A 12,537-nucleotide genomic window follows, 5' to 3' on the forward strand; every position below is an offset into this window, starting at 1 on the left:
GATTTTATATTTGCAGTGATGAAGTCAGTTTTAAAGTTTGCCGTACTCCTGGCCGTTCTGTTCACAGCGGGCACCGCCCGTGCACAGAACCCGCTGCCGGATCTTAATGTGAGGGAATTGACAAGAGGCAAGATCCAGGTGAGCTGGTACAGCCCGGAAGGCAACTGTATTCAACTCGCCGTTCAACGCTCAACCGACAGCAGCCGGAATTTCCGTACCATTTTTTCCGCACTCTCGCCGGAATTGGTGAACAATGGCTTTCTCGACAACAAACCCATCCCGGGAAAAGCTTATTACCGTATTTTTTATGTGATCCAGGGCGGCGCCTATTTCTTCACCCGCGCCGTAATGGTAGAAACAACCCCGGCGGTTATTGAAACGCCTTTATCATCGCTCGAAAAACCCAAGGACCTTACCAATATTTACCTGAAGAAAACACTATTGTTCCGGCTCACGCGCCCAGAATACCAGCGGTTCAGGGATTCGGTACTGAAAGCAAAGGATGCCCTGCGCCGCATGGATGCGAACAATGTGGAATGGAAACCTGCGCAAAACAATGCCAGCAAAGACATGGTTCGGGTATACCAGAAAGACATGCTGGTGGCCGAGCTGGACCGCAAAGCGTATGCGCGTTTCCGCGATTCGATCAATGAATATACAAAGGATACGTTGGTGGCGATCGACCCATCGCGCACCCAGATCCACCCGTTTACGCCGATTCCAAGGGGTACCGTTTTTATTTACCGCAACGACAGCCTGATCAGGCAGATCGATGTGACGCTGTATAAAAATTTCAAGGATTCAATGTCTACACGCACGAAGGATACATTGTTTGCGAAAGACAACAACCGTGTAGAGATCCACCCGTTCATGCCGAGGTTTGCCTGGAGGCCGTCGCAATACGTGTTTACAAACAGCAAAGGGTTCCTTACCATTTATTTACCGCTCGCCAAACAGCGCCGTTACCATATTATTTTTTACGAGGAAGACGGGTCAGAGGTATTCCGCATCAAGTCTGTTAAAGAAACCGAATTCATCCTCGACAAAACCGAATTTGTACATACCGGCTGGTTTAATTTTGAATTGTTTGAGGATGATAAGCTGAAGGAAAAGAACAGGTTCTATCTTTCGAATTGAAAGGTTCAGGACACACGCAATTCGCACCCGAACACTTTTTCAAAGTTGCGCATTACTTTTTCTTTTACTTCTTCCATCGGCACTTCCCTTCCCAGTTCTTTTTGCAGGGAGGTAACCTGTTTGTCCTGTATGCCGCAGGGCACGATAAAATTAAAATAGTCGAGATCGGTATTCACGTTGAATGCGAAACCGTGCATGGTGATCCACCTGCTGCATTTGATGCCCATGGCGCAGATCTTGCGTTCTTTGCCTTTTGTATGCGGATCGAGCCAAACGCCGGTTTCTCCCGGGCTCCTGTCGCCCTGCAACCCATATTCCGCCATTGTTAAAATGATCACTTCTTCCAGGCTGCGAAGGTACCAGCCCAGGTCGGTCCTGAATTTTTCGAGATCGAGTATGGGATAACCTACCAGTTGCTGCGGGCCATGAAAAGTAATATCCCCGCCCCGGTTGATGTGAAAATATTCGATGCCTTTTTCAGAGCGCTGTGACTCATCGATCAGTACATGTGTATCTTTTCCGCTTTTGCCCAATGTATACACGGGGTCGTGTTCCACAAACAAAAGATGGTTGATGGTTGGGCTTTCCACTCCATCCGCCCCGGCCAAACGCTGTGCCGCCTTGATGTCTGCATTCTTTTTCAGCAGCTCCTCCTGGTAATCCCAGGTTTCCTTGTAGCGGCGCCTGCCGAGGTCTTGAAACAATACTTGCATGCGGCAAAGGTAAGTGTTACGTGTTTTGAGTTGGGAACTGATCAGATCGTACCAGTTAAACAAAGTTTATACAGGGTTTGTTCGGTCGTTGTTTTCCCGGGCGTTTCCGGCGGGTCATCCAATCTGCGCGTTTTAGCGGTCAACCGTTTGCACGGGCTTCAAACTCCTGTTCCGAACGCTTATCTTTGCCGCATGCAGGACGAATCAGAGCTGGAACCGTTTTCAGAAGAGCCTTCCGAAACCTTATATGAGCGGCGGACTTTTGTGATTGACCGTGGCCAGGAGCCGCAGCGCATCGACAAATGGCTGCAGCGTCATATAGAAGGCGCCACGCGCAACAAGGTGCAGCAGGGCATCGAGGCAGGTTTTGTAACGGTGAACGGCAAACCCGTTAAAAGCAACTACAAGATCAGGGCTGCGGATGAGATTCTCGTGATGAGCCTCATCAACCCCGAATACACTACGCTGAAACGGGAAGATATTCCGCTGAATATTGTTTATGAAGATGAAGCCATCCTAGTTATCAACAAACCACCCAATATGGTGGTGCATCCCGGCGTGGGCAACCACAGCGGCACTTTGCTGAATGGTGTGGCCTATCACCTGGAAAAACAAAACCCCAATATTGATGAGGATGCGTTGCCAAGGTTTGGCCTTGTACACAGGATCGACAAAAATACAACCGGCCTTATCGTTCTCGCCAAAACACCCGAGGCCGCGGCGCATCTTGCCAAACAATTCTTCAGTCATACGGTAAAACGCCGATATGTTGCGCTCGTATGGGGCGATATGGAGCAGGACACCGGCACCATCACCGGGCACGTGGGAAGGCATGAGACCATGCGAAAGACCTTCACCGTTTATCCCGAGGGCGAGCTGGGCAAACATGCCGTTACACATTACAAGGTGATCGAACGCTTCGGTTATGTTACGCTTGTGCAGTGCGTACTTGAAACCGGCCGTACCCACCAGATCCGTGTGCACATGAAACACATTGGCCATACATTGTTCAACGATTGGGAATACGGCGGAGATAAAATCCTCAAAGGCACCATCTATTCAAAGTACAAACAGTTTGTAGACAACTGTTTTGAAGCATGCCCGCGTTGCGCCCTGCATGCGCAGACATTGGGCTTTGTTCATCCCGTAACGCAGAAAGAGATCATGTTCGAGTCGGACCTGCCGAATGATATGGCGCGTGTGATCGAGAAATGGCGGGCATACGTCAGCTCCCGTAAGAACGATATTTAGGGTAACAGCAAATGAACACGAGCCCGTTCCCTATATTTGCCTTACCAAAATCCTTAACAAATGTCAGACATCAGGAACAACTGGACCCTACCCGAAATAAAAGACATATATGATATGCCGATGCTCGAGCTCGTGTACCGCGCCTCCTCGCTGCATCGCAAGTACAACGATACTGCCGAGGTACAGGTTTGTACCTTGCTGAGCATTAAAACGGGCGGATGTAGTGAAGACTGCGCCTATTGCCCGCAGGCGGCCCGCTACAACACGGGTGTTGATGTGCAGGCATTGATGAAAAAAGAAGACGTGCTATCCTACGCCCAAAAAGCAAAAGACGCCGGCAGTACGCGCTTCTGTATGGGCGCGGCCTGGAGAGAGGTAAGAGACAACCGCGATTTTGACCGCGTACTCGATATGGTCAAAGGCGTTAATGAACTGGGCATGGAAGTATGCTGCACACTCGGGATGCTTACCGAATACCAGGCCCAGCGTTTGGCAGATGCAGGTTTGTATGCATACAACCACAACCTCGATACCAGCAAGGAACATTACAGCGAGATCATTACCACACGTACTTTCAACGACAGGCTCGAAACACTTGACAACGTGCGCAAAGCCGGTGTTACGGTTTGCTGTGGCGGCATCATTGGTTTGGGTGAAACGCATGAAGACAGGATCAAGATGCTCCATACGCTAGCCACTATGCCCGAACATCCGGAGAGCGTACCCATCAACGCACTCGTGCCTATTGCGGGAACGCCGCTTGGGAACAATACAAAAGTGGATATATGGGATATGGTACGCATGATAGCAACGGCAAGGATACTGATGCCAAAAACAATGGTGAGGCTGAGCGCGGGCCGGAACGATATGAGCGTTGCCGAACAGGCATTCTGTTTCATGGCGGGCGCGAACTCCATTTTTGCAGGTGATAAGCTATTGACTACAGCCAACCCGGGATTTGACGCAGACAATGCAATGTTCGAATTACTCGGGCTCAAGCCACGCAAGGCCTTCAAAGAAGAAAAGCAATACCTGAGCGAGATGATCGAAGCATAGACCGATCGAAACATGGCTAAAAAAACAAGGGAGCAGGATCGCTTACAAAAAGATCCTGCTCCCATTTTTATTGATACACCTTACCGGCGATTCTATTTTTTTACCACTACCCTTGTTCTCGCCTGCATTTCCGCAACAGGCATGGTAACGATCCTTCCCACCTGGCGGTTGCCGATATAGGAAGCAACACGCAGGTTCACCGCATCTTTCGGCATGGTGATGGGTTTGTCTGTATACTTCGGGTAAAACCGGTCGGGGAATGAATTGTCAAAACTATAATACAGGTCCACCGCATCCACTTCCTTGTTCAGCGCGATGTGGTACAGGCTATCGGCCCCTTTGCTGATAGAGAAAGCCGGTTCATACACACTGGGTGCATATTTTTTCTCGGCAACATCATACCGCTCGAAATGTTTTTCCACGCGTGAGAAGAAATTGTTCCAGTTCTTTTTTTCTTTGGGCGACCAAACGCTTTCTGCAATGGCGAACGCACGCGGCCAGAGCATGTATTGGGCGTGGCGCATGTTGTAGATCTGCTCAGACCATAAGTTTGCCTGCCCGCCTTTGATGTATTGCTTGTCTACTCCTTCCGGCAACGGATCAAACTCGTATGTTTTCTTTAAACGCAGCGAGGCGTAGATCCTTGGTTCCATCACAACATCTCCCTGCATGTAATCCAGGTAGGCATACGTGGTTGGACTCATCACCACCTCATGCTTCATTTTTGCGGCTTCGATACCGCCCTTAACGCCGCGCCAGCTCATTACCGCGGCGCTCGGGGCAAGGCCACCTTCGAGGATCTCGTCCCAACCAAGGAATTTCTTGCCTTTTGATTCAACGATCTTTTCGAGGCGTTTTTCAAAATAGCTCTGCACCTCTTCCATCGATTTCAGGTTCTCACGCACCATCAGCGCCTTGATCTGGTCGTTCTTTTCCCAGAAATTTTTCGGGCACTCATCGCCACCCACATGTATGTATTCAAACGGAAACAGCTGCGCAACCTGCGTCATTACCTTGTCAAGAAAATCGTACACTTTTTCGTTGGCCGGGCAGAGCGTATTGTCTACCAGGGCGATGGGCGGCGCGCCCCTCGACCAATCCATGATCACTTCGCCGGAGCGTACGCGGTAAGTATTCGCTGCTGGGGTACATGACAGTTCAGGATAGGATGCAACGGCTGCAAGGCTGTGGCCGGGAACATCAATCTCGGGCAGAATATTTACAAAACGTTCTTTTGCATATTGAACAATCTCCCTGATGTCGTCCTGCGTATAAAAGCCGCCGTAATCTTTTGGTTCATCCGCCGCCGGTGGCGAGAAGGTTCCGAAATAACCTGTTTTCTTTACGTTCCAGGCACCCACTTCCGTAAGTTTCGGAAGCCCTTTGATCTCGATGCGCCATCCCTCGTCATCGGTCAGGTGCAGGTGCAGCAGGTTGTATTTGTAACGCACCATATCGTCGATGAACTGCTTTACTTCGGCTTTGGTAAAGAAATGGCGGGCAACATCGAACATCAATCCGCGCCAGCCAAAACGCGGGCTGTCATTGATCTCCACTACCGGCGCCGTCCACTTAACACCGCTCACCAATTTTGCGCTTTCTATTTCTTTGGGGAAGAGTTGAAGCAATGTCTGTACACCGTAAAACAATCCTGCCGGCTGGTTGGCTTTGATGGTGATGTTTTTAGTGGTTACAGACAGTGCATATCCCTCCTTGCCCATTTTCGCATCACCGGTCAATGCCAGGCGGATCGTGGCATTGGCTTTACCCATGGTCACTTTGTTCCCGGTAGGAACAGAGAGCCTTTCTTTCAGCACCGCTGTTACCTGTTTCAAACCGGCATCGAACGGTGCTTCGATGATAATATTCCGGGGAAGTGTAAAATTGCCCGCACCCGCTACCATGGATACCGGCGCCGGGATAATGGCAATGTTGTTCTGTCCAAAAGAAAAAAGACAGCTAAAAATTCCTGCGGCAAGGGCTAAGCGTTTCATAGAGACGGCTAAATTTAGGGAGGCTAAAATACGATTTTGAAAACTCGGGGCCGGGAAATGTTGGAACGGATCGTATTTGACCATTTCCTGTCACCCGTTTTTGCAATAAAACTTATGAAAGTTGTGATTTTACTTCACCCGCCGCGAATCATATACAAACACCCAACCACCCGATGCAAACACCTGCCGAAAAAGAGGCCTTCCTGCAACTGATCGAAGACAACAAAGCGATCATCTACAAGGTTTGCCATTCTTATTGCAAAAGCAGGGCGGACCACGAAGACCTTGCGCAGGAGATCCTCTACCAGCTCTGGCGTTCGGCTGCGCGCTACGATGCGAACCAGCGTTTTTCGACCTGGATGTACCGGATCGCGTTGAATGTTGCCATCTCGTTTTACCGGAAAAGTGCACGCAGCAACACCGTTTCGCTCACCGGCGAGGAGGAATTTATTGCCGACCACAACGGAGAAGAGGATGAGGACCTCAGGCGGTTGCAAACGTTTATACACGGTTTGAAGGAACTGGAGAAAGCGCTGATGCTGCTGTACCTCGAATCGCACAGTTACAGGGAGATCGCCGGGATACTGGGCATCACAGAAACCAATGTGGCCACCAGCATCGGCCGCATCAAAGAAAAACTGAAACAGAAATTTTTAAACGCAAAAAAATAACCATGGAAGATCTTGAATTAAAAAACCTCTGGTTTTCTTACGAGAAGAAGCTGGCAGACGCACAATTGCTCAATGCCCAGTCCTGGGCGCTGAACCTCCGCTGTTTCGCAGAGATCCAGCAGAAAAAAGCGGCTTCAAAACTCCGGGCACTTGCCATACACAATGTATTCGCGGTCTTACTGGGAATTGTATGGGTGCTTTTTCTTGGCGTGCTCGTTTGGGGCAATGGTTTTGTCAACCCTTATTTTTGTGTTTCTGTTGCAGCCATCGCCCTGTTTTCCTTGTATGCGGTGATCGTGTACATCCGCCACACGGCCATCATCAACAGCATCGATTACAACGAAAGTGTTGTTGCCGCGCAGGAAAAACTTGCCCGCCTGCAAACGTCCACTTTCCGCAGCATACGGGTGCTCTGGCTGCAGATGCCCTTTTACACCACCTTCTGGTGGAGCCCGGAATTCATTTCAACCGGCGCCTCGTTCTGGCTCATCTCCTTCCCCATTACCCTGCTGTTCGTTGTGCTCGCTGTTTACCTGTACCGGAACCTTCGCGTTGAGAACATGCACAAAAAATGGGTGCGCGCCATTATGATGGCCGGGCCGGAGTTGAGAAACGTGGTAAGGTCGATGGCTTTCCTCGAAGAAATAGAGTTGCTCAGAAAAGATGTGTGACCATCCCGGCAGGACGCCCCGTTTTTTATCATAAGACAGCATTCCGGATCATCCGCCGGATTACGGCGCCTGGATGAACGATCCGGGCCCCGGCCCCGATATCAATACCCAATATGCCCGATCCAACGAGTTTGGTATTGTATTTGCCCTACGGACGCGAATACGTATTTTTACCAAACAAACCCAGGACCTTCTGAAGCGCTTCTTTAAAATATTACGACGTACCCTTCTTATTATCATTGCCCTCATCATAGTGGTCTTCATCGCTATCCAGACCGATTTGGTTCAGAACTGGCTGGTAGGCATCGCCACTACGCGTTTGTCCAAATCACTTGGAACCGAGGTCCGCGTCAAAAACGTGAGTTTCTCCTTCTTCAACCGCCTGAATATGGAAGGGGTGCTGGTTCGCGACAAACAGAAAGACACCATTCTTTATGCGGGTGAGTTCAAAGTACGGATCACCGACTGGTTTTTCCTCAAAGAAAAAGCGGTTCTGAAATACGCGGGACTGGAGAACACCATTGTAAAAATGCAACGGTTGAAGGATTCGACGTGGAACTATGATTTCATACTCGATTACTTCGCCTCACCTGAGCCTTCAAAGAAATCGGGCAAGAAGATCGATCTCAATTTAAAAAAGGTTGACTTCAAGAACGTCCGTTTCATTAAAAATGACCTTTGGGCCGGGGAAGTGATGGATATATTCACACGCAGCCTCTTGCTCGATGCAGAGTCCATCGATTTCAAGAAAAAAGATTTCGTGATCAATTCGCTCGAGCTCGACAAACCCTTTGTGCGCATCCAAAGCCTCAAACCGCTCCGCAACGATTCGCTTTATCACAAAAAGAAAGCGGTGGCCGTTAAAAAGGGCGAGATGTATTTCAACACGGGAGATATCGCCGTTCGTCTTGCGAACCTGAGCATCAGCAACGGCAACCTGTTTCTGGAGGGCAACGAAGAAAAACCAGCAGAAGGGTTTGATGGAAGCCATATCGAATTGACCAAACTCACCGGCACCTTAAAAAACATCCGGTTTGTAAAAGATACCCTGCGGGCGAACATTGATCTTTCCATGAAAGACAGGTGCGGCCTTGAGATCAAAAAACTGAAAACAAACTTCAGGCTCACGCCGCAGATCATGGAACTGGACAAGCTTGACCTGCAGACCAATAAAAGCCGGCTGACGAACTACTACGCGATGAAGTTCAGGGATTTCAACAAAGACTTCGGCCATTACATCAGCGCGGTGGTGATGGATGCCAACTTCAGCAACGCACGTGTAAACAGCGATGACATCGCCTATTTTGCGGGAGATCTTAAAACATGGAAACGCGAGGTACTGCTGAGCGGAAGATTTTTGGGAACGGTGGAGGACTTCTCTGTTGCGAACCTCTCTGCAAAGATCGGCGCCACAACAAAGATCAATGGTAATCTGAAAATGAAAGGGCTGCCGGATATCGACAAAACAAAGATAGACCTGGACAACGGCACCCTGTTAACAAACTATTTCGACCTGGGCACATTCATCCCATCGTTAAAGGGCGTAACCTCTCCCAACCTTGCGGCGTTGGGCAACATCATTTACCGTGGTAATTTCAACGGAACCATACAGAACTTTGTAACGGCCGGTACATTCAGTACGCAGCTGGGTGGTGTAAAAACAAACATCAGTTTACAATTGCCTCGCAAAGGGGATCCCGTGTATACCGGTGCGATAGAAACGAACCGCTTCAACATCGGGAAATTCCTGAACGACAGTTCATTCGGGCTCGTCGATTTTAAAGGAAAGATTGTTGGCACGAGCTTTACCGTTGACCGGCTGAAAACAACGCTTGAAGGGACGATCTCATCGCTTGAATTCAAGAAGTACAATTATACGAACATCGTAACAAACGGAACCTTCCAGAAAAAATATTTCAACGGTGAAGTAAAGATCGACGATCCGAACCTGAATTTTACCAGTAACATAGAGATCGATTTCTCGCAGGACCTGCCGCGCTTCAACGTGTTGGGCGACCTTGTGAACTCGAACCTGCGCGCCCTGAACCTTACAAAAGATTCACTGGAGCTCACCGGGTTATTGGACGTTAACTTTACCGGAACCACCATCGACAATTTCCTGGGCACCGCAAAGTTCCTGAACGCCACCATCAAGAAAGGAGCCACAAGGTTGAGCTTTGATTCATTGAACCTGGCATCCAGTTATGAAGACTCGGCAAAATTGCTTCACCTGGGCAGTAATGATTTCAATGCTACCATCAAGGGCCAGTTCAACATCGTTGAGCTGCCTGCCAGTTTCCAGGCATTTCTTACGCGTTACTACCCTACTTACATCAAACAACCCAAATCGGTACCGCAGAACCAGGCTTTCTCGTTCGTACTTAACACAGGTAACATAGAGCCCTACCTGCAATTGCTCGATAAAAAATTATACGGTTTCAACGATGCAAGCATCAAAGGGTCGGTTGATACGCGTGCAAACCAGCTGGCCGTTACGGCAAGCATCCCGAATGGTTCTTACGACAATTATAGCTTTACAGGCATCGACCTGCGCGGGCGCGGAACGATCGATACTTTGTCGTTAACCGGCAACATCGCAAGCATACAGCTCAGCGACAGCATCCGTTTCCCTAATACGAAACTGAACATCAAATCGTACAACGATCATTCAGAAGTATCGGTAAAAACAAGCGCCGACAATACGTTGAACGATGCAGACCTGTATGCAGACGTATATACTTTATCGGATGGCGTGCGGATCCAGTTCCGCCCTTCGTCGTTTGTACTGAATGAAAAGAAATGGACGATCGACAAACTGGGCGAGCTCAATTTCAGGAACAGCCTGGTTACGGCGCAGAACGTAAAATTCACGCAGGGGTTCCAGGAGATCTCTGTAGAAAGTGTGCCGGCCGCCAACGGGGAACAAACCAACAACCTGGCTGTAAAATTAAAAGATGTAGTACTCGGCGATCTTAGTTCGCTCTTCTTCAAAAACCCGAGGCTGCAGGGGCTCACCACGGGAACGGTAACTTTGTATGATCTTACCGGGAAATCATTTCATGCCACAACCGACCTGAAAGCAGAACAGTTCAGGCTCGATGATGACTCGATTGGACTGGTAAACATCAAAGCCGATTTCAATAGTATTACCGGGGCAATACCGTTTACGATCGAATCACCAAACGACGGTTACCGCTTCAGCGCCAAAGGAAGTTACAATACGAAAGACACAACCGGGAAGCCTTTCTCCACAGATATCCAGCTCGCGAATTCGAAGATCGATATCGTTCATAAATTTTTATCGGGCATCTTCAGCAACATCACCGGCTATGCAACGGGCAACCTGCGCATCAGCGGTAACCTGAATGCACCGGATCTTTTCGGGAAGATCAAGCTGCGCAATGCAGGCATGAAAGTAAACTTCACGCAGGTATACTATACGATCGATTCTGCCGATATCAATTTTATGGAAGACGGGATTGATTTTGGGCGATTCAATGTAAAGGACAGGTATAAAAACGTGGGCACCATTACAGGTAAGTTGACGGAGAAAGGATTTAAGAACATGTCGTTCGACTTTGACCTCACTTCTCCCAAATTATTGCTGATCGATACCAAAGCCACAGACAACCAGCAGTTTTATGGCAAGGCCATTGGCAGGGTTTCTACATTAAAGCTCCGCGGGCCGGAAACCGATGCCAAACTCACGATCGTAGCGGAGGCGAACGACAGCTCGCATATTTTCATTCCCAACTCCATCAACCGCGAAAGCGGCGCAGCAGATTTCATCGTGTTCAAGCAATACGGTACGGAGATGGTGAAACAAAGCAGCGGCAACGATTTCAACCTGACGGTTGACCTGAACGTTACGGCAAATGAAAACGTGATGATCGACGTGATCCTCGATGCGGATGCCGGTGAGGCCATCAGGGCCGTGGGTAATGGCAAACTGCACATCATCTCGGGAACCATAGAGCCGTTGAGCATACGCGGGCGCTACAATATCGACCGCGGGGATTATGTGTTCAATTTCCAGAATTTCATCCGCAAACCGTTTGTGCTTTTACCCGGTGCAGGCAATTACATTGAATGGTCGGGAGATGCGTTCAAGGCAGACATACACATTGATGCGCAATACACCGCAGAGCGTGTAAGCTTGAGTGAGCTGGTGAGCGGTCTGAACCTTTCCGAGGTGCAGGGCTACCGCGGTGATGTTTATGTGATCGCGCAGCTGCGCGAAAAACTGGATCATCCCAAGATCACTTTCAAACTCGATTTCCCGCAGGGAAGCACCGTTAAATCTAACAACGAGTTTGCGCAATACTTAACACGGCTTGAAAGGGACCAGAACGAGATCCTGAACCAGGTTGCGTTCCTGATCCTCTTCAACTCCTTCGCACCACCGGGCGGCGCACAGGCAAATACAAGCAACGGAACAAATGCCTACAACATCACCTCCATCGGTGTGAATACATTGTCGCAATACCTGAGCAAGGGCATCAACAAGGTGGTCTCGAACATGCTGTTCAAATTAACGGGTGATAAAAGTTTGCGTTTTGATGTAGGAACCAGTATCTACAGCAGTTCCAGCCTGCTCAATCCAAGCGCCGGCGATTACTCCGCAGGCGGGAACAAACTCGACCGTACGCGGGTGGACCTGAAATTTGTGAAGTCGTTTGCCAACGACAACATCATTGTTACGCTTGGCAGCGATATCGATTTCAACATCGGCGCTTCGTCTGCCATACAGAACGGGAACTCGCAATGGTTGCCCAACATCAACATCGTGTTCGTTTTAACGAAGGATAAAAAACTGCGCCTGATCGTATTCAACAAAAGCAGCCTCGACCTGAGCGGAAGCAGCTTCGGCCGGCGCAACAGGCAGGGTGTGAGTATTTCTTACCGGAAAGATTTTGAAAAGTTCTTTGGAAGAAAAGAGAAAGACGTTGAGTTCAAGGGGCCTGCAGACAGCGCTAAGAAATAACGGGGATCTTTTGTGATCGGCTTCGGGTGATGTGCAGCTTGCACAACCAACATCCCGGGC

The 12,537-nt window shown here is 49.3% G+C and carries 8 protein-coding genes; 6 read left to right on the top strand and 2 right to left on the bottom strand.

What is annotated here, in order from left to right:
• The first annotated feature begins 18 nt into the window (after positions 1 to 18).
• A complete protein-coding gene (locus tag GWC95_RS12390; RefSeq protein ID WP_161819045.1) occupies positions 19 to 1,137 on the top strand; it encodes a hypothetical protein in 1,119 nt (372 codons plus the stop codon).
• A 5-nt stretch (positions 1,138 to 1,142) separates the two neighbouring features.
• On the opposite strand, the gene lipB is transcribed toward GWC95_RS12390, so the two are convergent.
• A complete protein-coding gene (lipB, locus tag GWC95_RS12395) occupies positions 1,143 to 1,850 on the bottom strand; it encodes a lipoyl(octanoyl) transferase LipB (RefSeq protein WP_161819046.1) in 708 nt (235 codons plus the stop codon).
• Positions 1,851 to 2,042: 192 nt separating this feature from the next.
• On the opposite strand from lipB, the gene GWC95_RS12400 reads away from it, so the two are divergent.
• Both GWC95_RS12400 and bioB read left to right on the top strand, forming a co-directional pair.
• The gene (locus GWC95_RS12400; RefSeq protein WP_161819047.1) at positions 2,043 to 3,101 is read left to right on the top strand and encodes an RluA family pseudouridine synthase; all 1,059 of its coding nucleotides are present in this window, start codon (positions 2,043 to 2,045) and stop codon (positions 3,099 to 3,101) included.
• A gap of 60 nt (positions 3,102 to 3,161) precedes the next feature.
• Positions 3,162 to 4,157 carry a biotin synthase BioB gene (gene bioB, locus GWC95_RS12405; protein WP_161819048.1) on the top strand — a complete coding sequence of 332 codons (996 nt, stop codon included), beginning with the start codon at positions 3,162 to 3,164 and terminating at the stop codon, positions 4,155 to 4,157.
• A 92-nt stretch (positions 4,158 to 4,249) separates the two neighbouring features.
• Here bioB and GWC95_RS12410 read toward each other — a convergent pair whose 3' ends face one another.
• Complete coding sequence (locus tag GWC95_RS12410; protein WP_161819049.1) at positions 4,250 to 6,151, bottom strand: beta-N-acetylhexosaminidase; 1,902 nt, start codon at positions 6,149 to 6,151, stop codon at positions 4,250 to 4,252.
• 173 nt (positions 6,152 to 6,324) lie between these two features.
• Between GWC95_RS12410 and GWC95_RS12415 the strand changes: the two genes are divergently transcribed.
• The 3 genes from GWC95_RS12415 (at position 6,325) to GWC95_RS12425 (ending at position 12,477) form a co-directional block, all read left to right on the top strand.
• Positions 6,325 to 6,822 carry an RNA polymerase sigma factor gene (locus GWC95_RS12415; RefSeq protein ID WP_161819050.1) on the top strand — a complete coding sequence of 166 codons (498 nt, stop codon included), beginning with the start codon at positions 6,325 to 6,327 and terminating at the stop codon, positions 6,820 to 6,822.
• 2 nt (positions 6,823 to 6,824) lie between these two features.
• Positions 6,825 to 7,493, top strand: a complete 669-nt coding sequence (locus GWC95_RS12420; RefSeq protein WP_161819051.1) for a hypothetical protein — start codon at positions 6,825 to 6,827, stop codon at positions 7,491 to 7,493.
• A 73-nt stretch (positions 7,494 to 7,566) separates the two neighbouring features.
• The gene (locus GWC95_RS12425; RefSeq protein WP_161819052.1) at positions 7,567 to 12,477 is read left to right on the top strand and encodes a translocation/assembly module TamB domain-containing protein; all 4,911 of its coding nucleotides are present in this window, start codon (positions 7,567 to 7,569) and stop codon (positions 12,475 to 12,477) included.
• Positions 12,478 to 12,537: the final 60 nt, after the last annotated feature.

Origin of the sequence: Sediminibacterium roseum (assembly GCF_009939005.1) — a bacterium.
Lineage (GTDB): Bacteria > Bacteroidota > Bacteroidia > Chitinophagales > Chitinophagaceae > Sediminibacterium > Sediminibacterium roseum.

What these genes read in the sequence shown, in the direction of transcription:
- GWC95_RS12410 (WP_161819049.1), bottom strand. Translation starts at nt 6,151, where the DNA reads ATGAAACGCTTAGCCCTTGCCGCAGGAATTTTTAGCTGTCTTTTTTCT.
- GWC95_RS12420 (WP_161819051.1), top strand. Translation starts at nt 6,825, where the DNA reads ATGGAAGATCTTGAATTAAAAAACCTCTGGTTTTCTTACGAGAAGAAG.
- lipB (WP_161819046.1), bottom strand. Translation starts at nt 1,850, where the DNA reads ATGCAAGTATTGTTTCAAGACCTCGGCAGGCGCCGCTACAAGGAAACC.
- bioB (WP_161819048.1), top strand. Translation starts at nt 3,162, where the DNA reads ATGTCAGACATCAGGAACAACTGGACCCTACCCGAAATAAAAGACATA.
- GWC95_RS12400 (WP_161819047.1), top strand. Translation starts at nt 2,043, where the DNA reads ATGCAGGACGAATCAGAGCTGGAACCGTTTTCAGAAGAGCCTTCCGAA.
- GWC95_RS12390 (WP_161819045.1), top strand. Translation starts at nt 19, where the DNA reads ATGAAGTCAGTTTTAAAGTTTGCCGTACTCCTGGCCGTTCTGTTCACA.
- GWC95_RS12415 (WP_161819050.1), top strand. Translation starts at nt 6,325, where the DNA reads ATGCAAACACCTGCCGAAAAAGAGGCCTTCCTGCAACTGATCGAAGAC.
- GWC95_RS12425 (WP_161819052.1), top strand. Translation starts at nt 7,567, where the DNA reads ATGAACGATCCGGGCCCCGGCCCCGATATCAATACCCAATATGCCCGA.